Consider the following 18,454-nt stretch of genomic DNA (forward strand, 5'->3'; position numbering starts at 1 on the left):
TCGCCTTAGGCATTTTCAACTAACTGGTAGATTTCCGGCAGGTTTCTACCCAGGCCATCATAGTCCAGGCCATAACCCAGGAGGAACTTGTTAGGTACACTAAAACCGAGATAATCGATCTTAATGGGGAACTTCATTGCTTCCGGTTTGGTGAGCAGGGAAGTAACGAGCAGTTTTTTAGGTTGCTGATGTTCTAATTGTGGGAGGAACTGGCTCAGTGTTTTTCCTGTGTCCACGATGTCTTCCAGGATCACGACAGTACGGCCGAACAGATCTTCATCCAGGCCAATTGCCTGCACTACGTTTCCGGTCGACTTCATGCCTTTGTAGGAAGCGAGTTTGATAAACGAGATCTCTGCTTCTATGGTCAGGTATTTAAACATATCAGCGGCAAACATGAAGGAGCCGTTGAGGATGGCAATGAATAATGGTTTTTCACCTTTGAGGTCATTGCTGATAGCGGCTGCCAGTTCCTGAATACGCGCCTGGAGTTTATCTGCGTTGATGTAAGGTGTGAATTGTTTGTCATGAACCTGAATAACAGACATGTGTTTCCTTATTTACGATTGATTAAATTGTTCTTATTGTTGTGCTTTTCCTACTAAAAGCCTTTGGCCGATTTTAATATCGTAGGCTTCCAGTTGATTCCATTCCCTTAACTGTTCTACGGTTATGTTGTAGCGTTTTGAGATGCCGTAGAGTGTTTCTTTGGAAGTGACATCGTGATATAACAAGTTTCCCACCTGAATAGTTCCTTCTGGTAATCCGCCTGGTGTGGTGGATGGAGGGGGCTGCTGAGGACCAGGCGTGGAGGCTGTCGGCTGAGCAGGGGAAGGTGTTGGTGTGGAGGTTACAGGTGTTGGTGCTACTGGTGCTGGTGCCACCGGAGCAGACGTTTGAGCTGCTGGTGTTGATGTTTGAGTAGCTGGTGTTTGAGCAGGAGTAGCAGGTGTGGTGGCTACAGGTTTGGAAGCCGCAGGCTGCGCAGGTGTGGTGGCTATTGGTTGTGAAGGTGCGGTTGCTGCAGGTGTGGTGGCTACTGGTTGAGCAGATGTTCCTACACTTGCAGAAGCATTCACAACAGGTGCTGAAGTAGCAGGTGCCGGATTGTATGCCGGCTTAGTTGCTGAAGTAGCTGGTTTTGCAGCAGTAGTGCTGGTGCCTGCCGGTGTCACATCTCCAATCTTCTTCAGATCATCCACCATACCGTCAGGCAGTTTATTCACCTGCGGCTGTGATTGCGCCTGTTGTTGCTGTGCCTGTTGCTGTTGTGCCAGCTGTTGTTGGCGCTCCATTTCAGTCTTCACATCATCTACAATCTGCTTAGGATTCAGGTCTCCTTCAGTTGGATCTTCCGGAGGCGGAATCTTTGCGAGATCGGGCTTAGTACTTGCATAGCCCTGCAGTGCCAATCGCTGACCAGCTGCTGGCTCCTCTCCTTCTTTCATCCTGTTACGACGGCGTAACCAGCGTAACTGGATACCTTCTGCCTGGGAAATATCATACATGGTTTCTCCCTGCTTAACTACGTGAAAATCGTTCTTGCCTGTCTTCCCTTTCTTCTCCAAAAAGATGTAATTACTCTTTGGCAAAGGATCATCATTGGCAAGGTCATTATACTTCACCAGGTTACGCAGTTTGATATCCTTTTCATCAGCGACCTGGATCAATGCAGTACCTGCCTCGGCATACAGTACTTTGCGGCCATTGATTTCAAATACACCGGATGGAATTGGTTTGTCAGCAGCAGCAGCTGTATTGCCTTTCCCGGTGGTAGTGGTGGAAGGTTTCGTATTCGTAATGGTTGAAGGTGTAGACCTGGCTATCCGCCCTTCTCCTTCCATCGTATATTGCTGTAAGTTATAGTCTTCAATCACCTTGATCAGCTGCTGTGGATAGGTTTTGCTGGTGGCATAACCTGCCTGCTTCAATCCATATGCCCATGACTTGTAATCTTCCATCTGGAACTGGAAGAGGAAAGAATAACGAGGGTTATTCTTCAGGAAATCAGAGTGATCTTTGTAAGAGTCTGCAGCTGTATTGTATTTTCGAAAACATTCCTGGCGTGCATCATCATCATAGTTCACAGTTTGACCAGTCCAGTTGTTTTTACATTTGATACCAAAGTGATTGTTGGAATTCTGTACCAGCCAGCTGTTGCCGGATTGGGTTTCCAATACACCCTGTGCCAGGGTAATGGAAGCCGGGATTCCACTCCGCTTCATTTCATCGATCGCGATGTCTTTGTACATCGCAATGTACTGCGGTGTCGATGTGGTCTGTGCTTTCACAAATGGCATGCAGCCAATAAGAAAACTGACCGCGAAAAAGCATCTCCTTAGTTGCATGTACATGAATTTAATGGGTTCGTTTTTGAATAAAGTTGCGACTCCTGGTAGTTAGTAAGTATGTATGCAGGAGGAGCAAATTTGCCTTCAATTTTCCACATCACTGATCCTAACTCTTTTTCCTGATCATCAGCAATCCATCCCGCAGCGTAAGCAATAACTGTTCCGAACGCCCATCTGCAGCTACTTTCTCACAAAACTTCACCATTGCTTTCGCATTATTGCTCTGCTGTGCAGGTTCCAGCAAGGTCTCTCCATGAAACATCACATTATCTGCTAAAATAATCCCGCCGGGACGTAATTTTTCCCACACGAGATCATAATATTTCTCATACCCTGCTTTGTCTGCGTCAATAAATACCAGATCAAATACATCGTCAAACTGCGCTATAACATCCGCTGCCTTGCCGATGTGCATTTTGATCTTATCAGAAAGGCCTGCCTTCTCAAAGTAACGCAGGCACATATCTTCTCTTTCTTCGTTAATGTCGATAGTATGCAATATGCCTGTAGGTGTAAGTCCCTGCGCCAGACAAATGGCGGAATAGCCTGTATATGTCCCCAGTTCCAGGATCCTTTCCGGGCGCAGCATGTGGCTGACCAGGCTAAGGAACTGCCCCTGCAGGTGACCGCTCAGCATATGTGGCTGCTCTACCTTCAGGTTTGTTTCCCTGTTCAATTGTTTTAGCACCTCGCTTTCCGGGGTGCTGTACTTCTCTGCAAACGCTTCCACGTTGGCTGGAATTATATCCATTGCGTTTAATTTTTGCAAACCTACAGAAAATACCCCGAAGGATAGTGCTTTTGGAAGTTTATGGGTAGCCAGACTGTAGGGAAGAATAAGCTGGAATATCCCTTTAATCCGCTTAAGTTCCCTGTCTTTTTACCCAAAATTCCCTTAGAAGTTAGGCCGCAACTTATTCGTCGTGTAAAACACCCTGAAATATTCCACCACCTCATCCGCCGTATCAAACAGCTTCAAAAGGCCCAGATCTTCCGGTGATATATTACTCTCTTTTTCCATCATCGTAGTCCGGATCCACTCCAGCAGTCCACTCCAATACTCTTTACCCACCAGTACCATCGGCGTTTCCGTCATCTTCTTCGTCTGGATCAGGGTCGCTACCTCAAAGAATTCGTCCATCGTACCAAAGCCTCCAGGCATCATAACAAAACCCTGTGAGTACTTGGTAAACATCACTTTACGCACAAAGAAGTAGTCAAAATGCAGGTTCTTATCATGGTCTACATATGGATTCGGGAACTGTTCATGCGGCAATGTAATGTTCACACCTACGGATTTCCCCTTCGCTTCCTGGGCACCGCGGTTGGCAGCTTCCATTACGCCGGGCCCTCCGCCGGTGATGATACCAAAGCCTTCGTCAGCAAGGCGACGACCTATTTCATGGGCGAGTTCGTAATATTTATTGCCAGGCTTGGTTCTGGCGGAACCGAAGATGGAGATGCAAGGGCCCATTTTGGCCATGGCTTCGAAGCCTTCTACAAATTCGGCCATGATCTTGAAGATCTGCCAGCTGGAATGTGCTTTGGTTTCTGTCCAGTCCCTTTCTTTCAAATTCATTAAACGATCGTTCATTATAGCTATGGATTTTTTTTATATAAAGCTAAAATACTAAAGAATTGGCCTGCGGCAGCAAGGAAAAGGCTTTTTTTTAGGCTAACGCCTCAGCAAAGAATGGAGTGAATACAGGAATTTACCTTCCCCTCAAAGGAGAACGACGACAGTTAGCATAATCACCTTAAAGAAGCAGGTAACTTGAAAGAAACCCGCTTAACATTTAACACGTTATGAACATGCAGCAGCCTATAAGGCCCACCGCATTATCTTAAATATCTTTATGCTGATTTACACATTAACCTGATTATATAGCATAGCAAAAAACAGCACAGGTGCTGGTCACTTCAAGGTTTTCCTCATATAGTAATTTGCTCTCTGCCGCAGCAGATTTGTATACAGTACAATGCCTTCATCCTAACGTGGTTTATCGGATTGGCCAGGCAACGTGGAAGGCCAATTTTTACAAAAATTACTGATAATAACCCATAAAAACAATTATGACACTGAAATAATCATGATACCTGTGATAACAAGTTTTTTAACAGTGTCAATTATACAATTTATCTATGCTAAATGATAGCTGGTAAAGGGAAATAAAAAAGGCTGACCCTAAAAATGGCCAGCCTTTTTTTTATAAAATGATCTTATTAAAGTCCTAATGTAGCGCCTACTCTCAGGATCAAACCGTTTGAATATGGTGACCTGCTATCCTGAATCACATCGTACAGTGCCATAATATTGATGGCCGCCCTGTCACTGATTGGCTGCACATAACCACCACCCATCAGCAAACTAGGTACACCGTAATGATCTGAGTATGTCTCCTTTGGATCATACAGGGTAGTCTTTACATTGATAAAGTTATACTCCGGCTGTATGTGGATAAACATGAAGTCAAACGGGTAAAAACGACCCCAGAGTCCGCCACCTACGATGGAATACTGGTTGCGCTGCGAAGTAGTTCCGTCATAATAACGGAAACGCTCCGAACCGTATTGGGCATTAATAGCGACACCTGCTGCAAACATATCGTTGATGCGGAGACCGATCAATGGAGAAAAATCAATATTGGTATAATCCCCAAAGGCAAGTCCTACTGAACCTCCGATCATAAGACGGGAAGCGTCGAACTCTTTCTTCCTTGCGGTGTCTGTTTTGTAGTACTGCGCCTGCGCCAGGTGAACAGTACCTAACAGGAATAAGCAAAACAATATTCGTTTCATAGTATACTTTGAGTATTATTTGATTGTTGAAACCACCAATAGTTTAACGGCGATGGTAAGCAGCAAGTTACAGTATTTGCTATTACGAAAAAACCCGGGGTTGTATCAAAAGTACCATTCCCGGGATGAATCCGGGTACCTGATGGAGAGAATTTTAGTTTATGAAATTCTCAATGCCTTCAGATTACTTTTGAAACAATCCCGGGTTGTAAAGAGGAAAAATATATCATCAGAAACTTGGACAAATCGTCATCCTTTTCGCCCCGTTAAACGCCCTGTTCGGGTACAAACCGGTATACACTATTCCCACTTCATATGCTCCTCTATGGCTATTTGCTGCCGACAATGAAGACATCGTCGCGTCATAACTAAACATCATCTTCACCCCTTTCAACTGATATCCCACCAGCAACACTGCCGCATCCTTCACCCTGTAATATACCCCGCCGTACAACTGCGTCTCTCCGTGTTCTGACAAATTATATGCAAGATTACCTCCCATTACCACCTCATTAGACCCTGCCTGCCTTGCATAATAAGCCGAAGGATTAATGATCACCTTATCACTCATCTTGATACTCGCATTGATAAATCCGGTATACAATCTCGGAATCACTGTATTCCCTTCATAGAATGTCTCACGGGGCTTATTCACATGCTGTGCTGATACACCCGCATTGATATAGATATTATCAGTAGGGAAATAAGCATAGTTCATACCCACCTGCATATCATAATAAGTCACACTCGTTGCATTGAAAGGCTCTGCTGTCGGCACCTGTGCATCGAAGAACTTTCCGTTCCACTGATCCCCGAATGTCAGTTTGGTGACATCCACCCGCTTATTTGCACTCCCTACATTAAAACCTAGTGACAACAGGCTGCTTTGTCCTAACAACTGGTGATATGCTACTGAGGCATAAGCCTTGGTCGATGTCAGGTTGCCGGAACCTGCCACATCCCGCAGCAGTACTCCTCCTACCCCTACCCAGCCATATTCCAGTTTGTCGCGAAACAACTGGAAATCGCCGAAGGCGGACATCGTTCGGTAGGGCACAGGGATGCTTGCCCACTGGTCGCGGTAAGTCACTCCCAGGCGGTAGTTACCGTCCGGAATAAATCCTGTATTTGCCGGGTTAGTCAGCAATGGAGCATTGAAGTACTGAGAGAAATGCATGTCCTGCGCATTCCCCTGTATTGCTGTTCCCAACAGCATCGTACAACCCGCGATAAATTTTACAAACTGCTTCATGTTCGTCATCTTAACAAGGTTACACTACCATTCTTTGTTGCCGAAGTGCCATCACTGAACTGCACATTGATGACATAGGCATAGGCATCCATTGGCTGAATCGTTCCAGCGTATACCCCGTCCCAGCCAATATTCGCATCATTTGTTTCGAATACCAGCCGGCCTACGCGGTTATAAATTTTCATATTAAACTTAGCGATACCAAATCCTCTCACCAGGAACACATCATTCACGCCATCTCCATTCGGAGAGAATGCGGAAGGAATATCAAATAATGGTATCACGATTGCACTCACCTGTTTCAAAGCTGTGTCCTTACATCCTGCTGCATTCGTAGCTATCAGGTATACATCGTACACACCTGTTGAATTGTATTGATACACAGGATTCGTCTGTGTTGAAATAGCGCCATCTCCATACTCCCACTCAAAAGCAATCGCATCTGCAGATGACTGATTGGTAAATGTTATCGGCGTATTCTCAACCGGCGTTACGGGTGAATAGGTAAAGTCCGCCGTTGGCGCATCGAATACATGTATTGTAACGGTGGTATCATCTGTCTTGTTACAGGTATTGTTATCTACAACACTCAATGTAACAGGATAATCGCCTGCCGTATAATAGGTGTGTGTTGGATAAATATCTGTTGAAGTAGTGCCATCACCGAAATCCCATGTGAATGTTTCACCACCTGCAGTCGTGTTATTAAATTCCAGTGTAGCCGGTACACAGGAACTATCAGGTACTACAAATGATGCTTTCACGTTGGCTGCTACACGCAGTGTAATGGTATCTACATCAGGTGCATTACAATAGTTTGTATCCACCAGTGTAAGCGTTGCATTGTAGATCCCATCTGCTGCATAAGCATGTGTGTAAGGGAAGTCTGAAGGGCCGACTGCAATAGCACCTGTACCATCACCGAAATTAAGCGAGAATGAATTGCTTTGATATGGTTTAGGCGGTGTGCTTACCAGGTCAAACTCATAGGTGAGCGACTCACATGGTGGTTGTCTGGTCGCTGTCATGTTGAATACTGCTTCGTCTGTTCTGATCCGCAACTGCAGTGTTGCTGTATCACAACCGTTACAGCTGGCAGGATCACATTTGATGAGGCTTACAGTATAGTTACCCGGATTATTATAAGTATGCTGGATGGTATCACTTGTACCGGTTACGGGTGCTGAACCATCGCCAAAATTCCATGTCCAGGTAACTGCGCTGGTATGTGTGGTATCGATGAAGGTAATGGTTGCAGGTACGCAATAGTTTGTTTTTCTATCTTCTGTTTTGATACCTGCTCTTACACCATCCAGGTTGAATGCAATCTTCAGACAACCCAGGTTACATTTGTTATCCGGGGGTGCGGTAGTGGCATATGCACCGGGTGTAGTCGGATATCTTGGCCTGTAATTGGGGCTTGTACCACACCATGCACAGATACCCTGGTAGATTACACCATTCCTATCGAAACGGCTGGTACCGCCATCTACGTGTTCATAGGTACCATTACCTCCAAAGTAGCTGGCAAACAGCACATCCCGGGCATCCCGCTGTAATACGAAGAAGTAGAAGTCCTGCGTATCTGTTGTTTTCTGCAATGCATTTTTGGTAGGCAAACTTCCGGTATTGGAGTTAGGATAAAGTAAGTCGATATCGATGCCACCACCCCATCCGGACACGTATACATTCTCGCAGCGGTCCACCAGGAAGGCCACGGGAGATATACTTGGTGTGGAGGATGCTTTACCAAATGTAGTGCTGTATACAAATGCAGACAGGTCAGGTTGTAATTTTGCAATGAACTGCCTGGAATTGTCGTTGTAAAAAGTGGTGGTTCCTGTAGGTTGAACCACCGGCCAGGTGCCTTCTGTTGTACCCATGATGTACACAAAACCTTTGCTGTCCATTTGGATACCATATACCTGATCAGCGGCTGCAGTTGTAGCTCCCATGTAAGTACTCTGTGAAATAGCCGTACCATCTGAAGTAATATGTGCTATCCAGCCATCGCAGGCACCGCCTTTGTATGACTTGTATAAACCATTTCCTCTCATAGGGAAATCATTGCTGGCGGTACCACCGGCTACGTATAAACTGCTGGTTCCGTTCAGTGCCAGTACGTAGGCAGCATCTTCATTGCTACCACCTATGAAGGTAGCCCAGACCAGGTCAGTACAGGTAGGGTTTATTTTCATGATCACACCATCCTGTTTTCCGCCGAAATTAGACTGCAATACACCTGCGGTAACGGGGAAATCGCTACCACGTGTACAACTGGCCACATAGATATAACCAGCATCATCGATCACAACTTCACTACGAGCATCATCGCCATAGTTACGCAGCAGCAGGCTGGGTCCCTGTGCCCTGTCTTCCCGGATATTTACACCATCGTCAACAGAGGAGCCGATCAGGAGTGAACCAATAAATGCAGAACCATCTGCATTCAGTTTTGTCACTGCAATATCCCAGCCACCTCTTGTTCCAATCATTTTGGAATAAGGGTAATCAGCAGAAGTGGTTCTGCCTGATATCACGAGGTTATTATCTGCATCTACGAATAAGCTATGAGGTTGTTCTTTGCCATTACCACCCAGATAAGTAGCATAAATGAGCTGACGGCCATTGGAAGAAAATTTACTGATTGCGATATCAAATCCACCACTGCCAAAAGATGTCTGGAAGGCACCTGTGGTAGCGGGATATCCATTTCCGAATACGATACCGCCGCCATAGAAATTACCTGCACCATCGTAGGTAGCAGTAAAACCCCAGTTGTCCGCAGTAGAACCGGTTACAGTGGAGAAGATATAACTTGGATCGATGATCAGCGGATAAGCGGTGTTGTAATCACTCACTTTATATTTCAGTTTATTGCCACTAAGTGAGTAAGCTACCTTTACGCTTACACGTTCGTTGTCAATGTACTGATATGCGGTGGGCATTTGTTCAGTTACCGTACCTACAGAAGTGGTGATGATGAGGTTTCCTTTCTTCACTTCTACTTTGTTCGCACCTGTATATTGCATCTGCACCAGTGAGGGATCTGCTCCTGGGGCTACAATCAGATCATATTTCAAAACACCTGCATCTGAATATACCTGCATATCAATACCGGTATATAAAGATTTGTAATTGACCAGGCCATATGATTTCACATGTGAGGCCCATTTGGATTTATCATTTCCGATCAGGTAATTGGAATATGTTTCTTCTGCTTTATCCGGGGAGATTTCAGGATTGTTTGCATTCAGGAAGGTCACTTCGTAGGCATGGCTTCTGATTACCGGTAAGGAATCGGAAGTATTGCCGGGGGAAGAGGAAGCCGTGCGGGCGATTGAGCTGCCGGCAGTTACTGTACCGGGTACAATCTTCCATGTGGTATCGCCGAGGCCTGCATGCCCGTGCATTTTTTCAGCCAGGGCAAACATGTCGTCTTTGTTCTGTAACAGGAACCTGAAGCCGGTGCGCTTCAGGAATACCGCACCGCCACCCATATCTGCCTGGTATAGGAAATCGCCTGTCCATTGCCCTTTATTCTCTGTGAATTTCAGAGCTCTGCTATAATACATTTCCTGCGTCGTCGCCGTCTGTGCCATTATTTTTCCGCCTGCGAACAGCGAAATGATAAAAGCTAAGCAGCCTATAGGGAACCTACATTTCATCCGTATTGTATATTTCTTGTTTCTATCCATTGAGATATCAATGGATAAGGAGTATTTTATGTCTTGATCAATGTCACTAAGCTTTAACGCAGAAGTCGGTAATATGTTACCGCAATAACAGCGCCAACCTTTAGTCTGTATTATCCCAACCTGCCTGCTACGGGAAATTAGATGAATAAATCCCGAGGGAGTTTAAGTTGAACCTTCTTTATATCGATAAACCGGGGCGCATTCTATAGATAAACGTAAAACCCCGGCAGGAAATTTTGCATGCACAGGTTATTTTCTGACAATGGGGCGCGGGTATGGTTTTATGAGATTTTGCTCCATTGTGATTTTCCTTGCTGCACGGCCAGATATCGCTGTAATGGCTGATTTTCAGGCAGTGCGAGATCAGGATCTTCCTGTAATATTTTTTCTGCGCTGGCACGGGCAGCTTCGAGGATGGCTTTATCCGCCACTATATCAGCCAGTTTTAAGTCCAGTATTCCACTCTGGCGGGTACCTTCTATATCACCGGGTCCTCTCAGCTCCATATCTTTTTCTGAAATGATGAAACCATCGTTGGTTTGTACCATAACATTAATACGTTCTTTGGAGTCAGCTCCCAGTTTGTTTCCTGTCATGAGGATACAGTAAGACTGCTCTGCGCCTCTTCCTACACGGCCTCTCAGCTGGTGCAGCTGGGAAAGGCCGAACCTTTCGGTACTTTCTATCACCATCACGGAGGCATTGGGTACGTTTACCCCTACTTCGATTACGGTGGTCGCCACCATGATCTGGGTATCGCCGGTCACGAACCGCTGCATGTTGGCATCTTTCAGATCCAGCGGTTGCTTGCCGTGTACCATACTAATATAGTACTGTGGCTCGGGGAAGAAGGCTTTCACCTCTTCATACCCTTTCATGAGATTCTCATAATCAAGGGTTTCAGAGTCTTCGATCAATGGGTATACGATGTATGCCTGGCGACCCTTTTTGATTTCATCTTTGATGAAATTCATCACCGAAGGACGCTGCCATTCCGTACGATGTACAGTGGTGATAGGTTTACGGCCGGGGGGCAGTTCATCGATAACAGACACATCCAGATCTCCGTATACCGTCATTGCCAGTGTACGGGGGATGGGTGTTGCTGTCATGACCAGAATGTGCGGGGGCATGGTGTTTTTTTGCCATAGCCTTGCACGCTGGGCTACCCCAAATCGATGTTGCTCATCTACGATGGCGAGGCCCAGGTTGTGGAAAACCACCTGGTTTTCCAGCAGGGCATGGGTGCCGATGAGGATATGTATTTTTCCTTCTTCCGTATCTTTCAGAATCTGCTTACGGGCTTTGCCTTTTACATTGCCGGTGAGCAGGGCGACCCGGATGTCCATTTTTTCGAGGAATTCAGCAATGCCTTTGTAGTGTTGCTGAGACAGGATTTCTGTGGGTGCCATGAGGCAGGCCTGAAATCCGTTGTCAATGGCCAGGAGCATGGTGAGCAGGGCTACCATGGTTTTACCGCTACCTACGTCTCCCTGCACAAGCCGGTTCATTTGCCTGCCGGTGGCGGTGTCCTGCCTGATTTCCCTGAGCACTCTTTTCTGGGCACCGGTGAGGGCGAAGGGCAGGTGTTCGTTGTAAAAAGTATTAAACGTATCACCAACACTTGTGAACAGGAACCCGTGCGAAGCGGCTTGTCTTCTGATCTTGAGCCTACAGATGCGGATCTGGGCGAGGAACAGTTCTTCAAATTTCAGTCTTCTCCTGGCTTGCGCAGCATCGTCTTCACTGGCAGGGAAGTGAATTTTGAAAAAGGACTTAGCCCTGTCCATCAGGCGGTATTGCTGCAGGACGGGGAGCGGGATATTCTCCGGGATTTCGTGCGGTGACAATTGTTCAAGCAGATTTTTTGTAAGCTTGCCGATTGCCTTGGCAGATAATCCTCTTGCTTTTAATTTTTCGGTGGTGGAATAGACTGGTTCCAGTGTTGCTTTGCCGGTGGCAGTTTCTTCTGTGGCCAGGTCCATTTCCGGGTGAGACATTTGCAGGTAGCCATTGAATACGGAGAGACGACCGAATACAAGGTAGACTGCGTGGAGCTGGAGGGATTTCTCCATCCATTGATGTCCCTGAAACCAGACGAGCGGTATTTCGCCGGTATCATCGCGGAGGGTAGCTACCAGGCGTTTTGCGCGTTTTTCGCCGACGGTTTCTATCCTGGTGATGCGGCCCCTGATCTGCACGAAATCCATTTGCGCATGGAGGCTGATGATCTTTTCCACCTTGGTACGGTCTACGTAGCGGAAGGGGAAATAGTTCATCAGGTCTCTGAAAGTGTGGATGTTGACTTCCTTGCGCAGGAGTTCTCCCCGTTGAGGGCCTACCCCTTTCAGGTACTCTATTGGATTGGATAATATGGCAGTTCTAGTGGAGGATTCCATGATTTTGTGAAATACAAAAATAGCGGAAGTGCGAACTATAAAAAAGCCATTTATCCTTTTGCCGGGAAACTTGCATTTGCCTGCGGCAAATGCAGGTTTCCCGGGGTGGTCGGCTAGTGCTGGGTAATGCCAGCTAATGCTGAAATTAAAAAAGCGAACTAATTGAAGTGTTACCTTCATTAGTTCGCTCCTTAAAAGATATAGAATTGATTATTCTGCTTCTACTTTTCCTTCTATAAACTGCTTCATCCACTCAGTAGTCACACTTTTGGGTCTCTCCAGAGAGAAACCAAGTGCACGATCCCAGCAAAGCGAGGCTAAAACTCCCAATGCGCGGCTTACACCAAACAATACTGTATAGAACTCATACTCTACCAAACCATAGTGTACCAGCAGTGCACCGGAATGTGCATCTACGTTAGGCCATGGATTCTTTACCTTACCCAGGTTTTCCAGGATTGGTGGTACAGTTTCATAGATATTCCATACGATATTTACCAGTTCATCATCAGGCAGGTGTGTTTTTGCAAACTCCATCTGCGCGGTGAAGCGAGGGTCAGTTTTACGCAATACGGCGTGACCATAACCTGGAACAACCTTACCATCTGCGAGTGTCTTGCGTACGTAATCTTCAATCTGCTGTTTGGTGGGAGCATTGGTACCCAGTTCTTCACGCATATTCAGGATCCACTTGATCACTTCCTGGTTAGCCAGACCATGCAGCGGACCAGCCAGGCCATTCATGCCAGCAGCAAATGATAAATACGCATCGCTGAGTGCAGAACCTACCAGGTGAGTAGTATGTGCACTTACGTTACCACCTTCGTGGTCAGCGTGAATAACCATGTACAAACGCATCAGTTCCTTGAAGCCTTCATCTTCATAACCCAGCATGTGGGCGAAGTTGCCAGCCCAGTCCAGCAGACCGTTTGGTTGGATATGTACGTTGTTTTTGTATTTACGGCGATATATATAAGCAGCGATACGTGGCAGACGGGCAATGAGATCCATTGAATCGTCGTACATATAGCTCCAGTAGTCTTTTTTATTGATCCCCTCTGCATAAGCCTTAGCAAAAGAAGATTCGGTCTGCAATGCCATCACTCCAACAGTGAACATGGTCATTGGGTGAGCGCTCACCGGCAGTGCATCGATCGCAGCAAATACATGGTTTGGCACATGGGAACGACGTGCAAACTGGCTGGATAAATGTTGTACATCTGCTTCCGATGGCAACTCTCCTATTAACATCAAATAAAACAGTCCCTCCGGTAATGGTTCCGCTCCACCTTTCACTTTAGGCAAATTGTCACGCAGTTCCGGAATGCTGTAGCCCCGGAAACGGATACCTTCATTTGCATCCAGTAGTGATGTTTCTGTAACTAAACCAGTGATGCCGCGCATCCCCTGGTATACCTGTGCAAGTGTTACATCCTCAATCTTTCTGGTTCCGTGGTTTTTAACAAGGTCTTTAATCTCAACGTTCAGCTCATCGGCCTTGACCTTAAATTTTTCTTTTATATGACCCATTTTAAACTGTTAATTGGTAATGATAACAAAAAGACGATCAATTGTCAAAAGTAATGATTTGTTAATGAACTTAACATTAATATGATCAGCCCAAACCGGGCATACATTCATGCGCAATACTATAACCTACTGGCTATCAAAATACTAATAAGTAAAGAATGCTAAATTCACTAAATATTAAAGAAATGTGAATTTTTTACTTGGGAGCCCGCATGTACAGGTAGAATCCAAGTGCCCCGAATACGAAATTGGGTATCCATACGGCCAGCATTGGGTTCAGGTTCGCCTTGATGGAGAATACTGTAGAGAACTGCAACATAATGATGTAGGTCGCACTGATGACGATACCTACTGCCAGGTGCAGGCCACTACCTCCACGGACTTTTCTGGATGCAATGATACCTCCGATGAGGGACAGGATCACCACTGCTGCAGAGGATGCGGTACGACGGTACTTTTCCACATAAAATACATTCAATCCTTCGGCACCACGCAGGTTTTCCCTGTCAATGTACCGGGTCAGTTCCGGGGTGGTCATTGCTTCCTGCATGTTCTTTTCTTCATGCATTTCGGCGGGGTTGAGGGCCAGTTTGAGCACGGTATCCCTGGTTTTGAACCAGGTTTCATGCAGGCCATTAATTTTACGAACAGTCACAAGGTTGAGTTTCCATACTTTCTTAACAGAATCCCACTCAATTCGTTCAGATCTCAGTTTCATGCGCATTTCCTGCCCGTGGATGTCTTCCAGTTCAAAGTTCCCCCCACTTTTGTAGTTAGGGTCATAAGAACCGAAGGTGACATAAGTAAAGCTGTCGATACGGATGCTCTTGTCGTACATACTTTCTGATGCCTTCTTCTTGTTCACGTACGTGTTTTCGAATTTGGTACGGATCTTATTGGCAATTGGTACGGTCCAGAAGTTGCCCAGCCAGAGAATGCCACCGAAAAGGATTGCTCCAATCCAGTAAGGGCGGAGAAAACGTCTGAAACTTACACCTGCACTCAGGATGGCTACGATTTCTGTACGATACGCCATCTTCGACGTGAAGAAAATTACGGAAATAAATATAAAAAGTGGAAATAAGAGCGCGGCAATGTGCGGAATAAACCCAAAATAGTAGTCTACGATGATCCGGTAAACAGATAAGTTACTATTCATAAAGTCGTCTACCTTCTCTGTAATATCTATCACGACAGATATTATAAGCAGGATAGAAAGGGAATAAATGAAGGTACCTATGAACTTACGTAGTATATACCAATCTATTTTAGTAATCATATGGCGGCAAAATAATAAATTCTAAAGTCTTTGTTTCAGCTGCGGCACCATCCTGTTCTTCCACCGGGCATAATTTCCTGTTAAAATTTGCTTCCGGGCTTCCTTCACCAGTTCCAGGTAGAATGCCAGGTTATGGATACTGGCCAGGGTCATACCCAGGATCTCCCCGGCTACGAACAGGTGACGGAGATAAGCTTTGCTGTATTGGCTGGAAGCGAAGCAGGGACTGTTTTCGTCGATTGGCGAGAAATCGTCTGCCCACTTTTTGTTCTTGATATTGATGACACCGTTCCAGGTGAAGAGCATACCATTACGTCCATTGCGGGTAGGCATGACACAGTCAAACATATCCACGCCTAAAGCAATGTTTTCCAGGATGTTCCATGGAGTACCCACGCCCATGAGGTAGCGGGGTTTCTCTTTTGGCAGGATGTTGCATACCAGTTCGCACATTTCATACATGTCAGCTTCGGGTTCGCCTACACTAAGGCCACCAATGGCGTTGCCGGCACAATCCCGGGCAGCGATTTCGGTAGCAGAAATGGTACGGAGGTCCTTGTAGGTACTTCCCTGAACGATGGGGAACAGGGTCTGCTCATGTCCATAGGCAGGCTGTGTTTCCTTCAGGCGGGCAATACAACGATCCAGCCAGCGATGGGTCAGTTCCATAGACTTTTTCGCATAGCGGTATTCGGAGGGGTAAGGCGGGCATTCATCGAAAGCCATGATGATATCGGCTCCGATGGTTCGCTGGATGTCCATTACATTTTCAGGGGTGAAAAGGTGGCGGGATCCATCGATATGACTTTGAAAAAGGCAGCCTTCTTCTTTGATTTTTCTGTTTGCGGCGAGGGAAAATACCTGGTAACCACCACTATCTGTGAGGATAGGACGATCCCAGCCGTTGAATTTGTGGAGACCACCGGCTTTGGAAAGGATGTCCGTGCCCGGACGCAGGTAGAGGTGATAGGTGTTGCCAAGGATGATTTGTGCCTGGACATCATTTTTAATCTGCTCCTGGGTCAGGGCTTTTACACTGCCTACGGTGCCTACGGGCATAAAAATAGGCGTTTCAATCACGCCGTGGCCGGTGGTAATAACGCCGGCACGGGCTTTACTTTCACTATCAGTTGTTGTCAGTTCGAATATCATCTGGCAATTTTCAGGGGGCAAAAATAAGGTAAATCCATTCATTAGCGCTTTTTAAGGGAGAATCGCCGTTTGGTTTGGAGAAAACCGGGGTCCCGTCTACCTGAAAAATCTTTTTTTCCACAGCACTATACAGATAATCGAAATCATATATATTTGCTACGCTATGTTGTATAACTTAGGCTTAATAGCCTTTTACAGTTTTGCTACCGTTGCAGGGATACAGATCCTCTATTACCTGATCGTCTTTTCCAGGGTAGCTTTTTATCGCCGTACCTTCGACGTTGATGCAGAGCCGGAATCACAGTTCTCAGTTATTATATGTGCCAAGGATGAAGAATTGAACCTTCAGAAAAACCTGCCTTCTGTACTTTTACAGCGATTCCATGATAAAAAAAATCCATCTTATGAGGTCATTGTTGTGAATGACAATTCAGAGGATGATACTAAATATTACCTCCGTTCTATCGAAGCTGGTTATCCACATTATCGTCATATTGAGATTAAACAACCTGCCAAGTTTATTCCTGGTAAGAAGTTTCCGCTTTCTATGGGGATCAGGTCAGCCAAATTTGAGAATATCCTGCTTACGGATGCGGATTGTAAGCCCAGCAGTACTTATTGGTTAGCGCTGATGAGTCAGGGGTTTTCAGAAGGGAAGGAGATTGTGCTGGGGTATAGTCCTTATGTGAAGAAGCCGGGCTTGCTGAATAAGGTGATCAGGTATGAGACCTATTTCAGTGCTTTGCAGTACCTGGGATTTGCGCTGAGCGGGGTGACTTATATGGGTGTGGGCAGGAACCTGGCTTATAAGAGGGAGTTGTTTAGTCGTCAGAAAGGGTTTACGGCGCATCATCATATTGCTTCGGGCGATGATGATTTGTTTGTGAATGCGGCGGCGAACAGGCATAATGTGGGGGTGGTGATTAATAAACAGGCATTTACGTATTCTGAGCCGAAGACGAGCTGGAGGAAGTGGTTTCATCAGAAGACGAGGCATATGTCGACCGGGAAGCATTACAGGTTTAGTCATAAGTTCCTGTTGGGGTTGTTTAGTCTGACGCATTTCCTGTTTTATCCTTTGTTTATAGCGAGTATTTTTTATCAGCCGATGATGGTGTATGTGTTGTCGATCTTTGGGGGCAAGATGTTGTTGCAGAGTGTGATTACGTTTATGGCGATGAAGAAGCTGGATGAGGGGGATCTGTTTAAGTTTAGCTGGTTTATGGATATATTTATGTGTTTTTATTATGTGATATTTACGCCGGCGTTGTTGTTTAAGTCGAAGAACAGGTGGTAAGCGCAGAGGCAGGATATTTTTAGTAAATTTGTATAAATGTTAAGTAATGATACCCGTAGAAAACTTGAACATATCGTTAGAGGAGATAGCCTTGAAGGGGCAAAAGATCATTGCACAGCAGCCCGTAATTACTTATGCGCAGGCTTTAGCACAAGTAGAACGGTTAAAAAAGACTTCGAACGTAACGCAATCATCAAAAAAGAGCAGGCCGAACACCTAAAGGAATTTGCTTCTGACAATAACTTATGGGTGAGCAGCCTGCCGGATCATGCTTTTTATTTGACCAGGGGTGGAGAAGCGGAAGTCTATTTAGGCAATGACGGGCAGAGTGTCATAAAATTAAATGATGCTATCTATTATGCAACCTGGCTTGAATTCTTCAATAGTATTACCATTCATAACCTCCTTTTCCCCGCCACTTCTTATACTTTCCTTGGATTTATTGAAACTGCTGGTGTTTTAAAAGCAGTATTGAAACAACCTTTTATCATAGCTGATGACCTGGTTGATCTAAATGACGTTAAGCAACACCTTGCCTATAATGGTTTTGAAAACATTAAACGAAACGATTATAAGAACAGCTCCCTGGGCATTCTTTTAGAAGACATCCACGATGAAAATGTCCTTTCCAACTCAGGCCTTTTATTTTTTATAGACACGGTTTTTTACACAATTTCAGAATAGACCCTACCTTTGC

13 protein-coding genes are annotated in these 18,454 nt (G+C 45.6%); 2 read left to right on the plus strand and 11 right to left on the minus strand.

Annotation, left to right across the window (positions count from 1 at the left end):
* Window positions 1–5: 5 nt before the first annotated feature.
* The 11 genes from hpt to tgt all read right to left on the minus strand — a co-directional run bounded on the left by hpt (window position 6) and on the right by tgt (window position 16,460).
* A complete protein-coding gene (hpt, locus tag DXN04_RS13155) occupies window positions 6–548 on the minus strand; it encodes a hypoxanthine phosphoribosyltransferase (protein ID WP_116853816.1) in 543 nt (180 codons plus the stop codon).
* A 33-nt stretch (window positions 549–581) separates the two neighbouring features.
* Window positions 582–2,348 carry a glucosaminidase domain-containing protein gene (locus DXN04_RS13160; RefSeq protein WP_158568998.1) on the minus strand — a complete coding sequence of 589 codons (1,767 nt, stop codon included), beginning with the start codon at window positions 2,346–2,348 and terminating at the stop codon, window positions 582–584.
* 109 nt (window positions 2,349–2,457) lie between these two features.
* Entirely contained in the window at window positions 2,458–3,102 is a 645-nt protein-coding gene (locus DXN04_RS13165) for an O-methyltransferase (RefSeq protein ID WP_116853818.1), read from the minus strand.
* 144 nt (window positions 3,103–3,246) lie between these two features.
* The gene (locus tag DXN04_RS13170) at window positions 3,247–3,945 is read right to left on the minus strand and encodes an LOG family protein (RefSeq protein WP_116853819.1); all 699 of its coding nucleotides are present in this window, start codon (window positions 3,943–3,945) and stop codon (window positions 3,247–3,249) included.
* Between the two features lie 629 nt (window positions 3,946–4,574).
* On the minus strand, window positions 4,575–5,150 hold the full coding sequence (locus DXN04_RS13175; RefSeq protein WP_116853820.1) for a hypothetical protein: 576 nt from the start codon (window positions 5,148–5,150) through the stop codon (window positions 4,575–4,577).
* Window positions 5,151–5,379: 229 nt separating this feature from the next.
* A complete protein-coding gene (locus tag DXN04_RS13180) occupies window positions 5,380–6,402 on the minus strand; it encodes a PorP/SprF family type IX secretion system membrane protein (protein ID WP_116854317.1) in 1,023 nt (340 codons plus the stop codon).
* A gap of 5 nt (window positions 6,403–6,407) precedes the next feature.
* Window positions 6,408–10,004, minus strand: coding sequence for a gliding motility-associated C-terminal domain-containing protein (locus tag DXN04_RS13185; protein WP_158569000.1), 3,597 nt, complete (start codon window positions 10,002–10,004; stop codon window positions 6,408–6,410).
* A gap of 377 nt (window positions 10,005–10,381) precedes the next feature.
* Window positions 10,382–12,499, minus strand: a complete 2,118-nt coding sequence (gene recG / locus DXN04_RS13190; protein WP_116854318.1) for an ATP-dependent DNA helicase RecG — start codon at window positions 12,497–12,499, stop codon at window positions 10,382–10,384.
* A 210-nt stretch (window positions 12,500–12,709) separates the two neighbouring features.
* Window positions 12,710–14,029, minus strand: coding sequence for a citrate (Si)-synthase, eukaryotic (locus DXN04_RS13195; RefSeq protein WP_116853822.1), 1,320 nt, complete (start codon window positions 14,027–14,029; stop codon window positions 12,710–12,712).
* A gap of 196 nt (window positions 14,030–14,225) precedes the next feature.
* Window positions 14,226–15,308: an LptF/LptG family permease gene (locus DXN04_RS13200; RefSeq protein WP_116853823.1), complete on the minus strand. Its 1,083-nt coding sequence runs from the start codon at window positions 15,306–15,308 to the stop codon at window positions 14,226–14,228.
* Window positions 15,309–15,329: 21 nt separating this feature from the next.
* Complete coding sequence (tgt, locus tag DXN04_RS13205; protein ID WP_116853824.1) at window positions 15,330–16,460, minus strand: tRNA guanosine(34) transglycosylase Tgt; 1,131 nt, start codon at window positions 16,458–16,460, stop codon at window positions 15,330–15,332.
* Between the two features lie 163 nt (window positions 16,461–16,623).
* Between tgt and DXN04_RS13210 the strand changes: the two genes are divergently transcribed.
* Together DXN04_RS13210 and DXN04_RS13215 are read left to right on the plus strand one after the other, a co-directional pair.
* Window positions 16,624–17,757: a glycosyltransferase gene (locus DXN04_RS13210; RefSeq protein ID WP_116853825.1), complete on the plus strand. Its 1,134-nt coding sequence runs from the start codon at window positions 16,624–16,626 to the stop codon at window positions 17,755–17,757.
* A gap of 36 nt (window positions 17,758–17,793) precedes the next feature.
* On the plus strand, window positions 17,794–18,441 hold the full coding sequence (locus tag DXN04_RS13215; protein WP_116853826.1) for a putative polyvalent protein kinase domain-containing protein: 648 nt from the start codon (window positions 17,794–17,796) through the stop codon (window positions 18,439–18,441).
* The last annotated feature ends 13 nt before the right edge of the window (window positions 18,442–18,454 follow it).

The sequence above is a fragment of the Chitinophaga silvisoli genome (genome assembly GCF_003412465.1).
Classification (GTDB): Bacteria; Bacteroidota; Bacteroidia; order Chitinophagales; family Chitinophagaceae; genus Chitinophaga; species Chitinophaga silvisoli.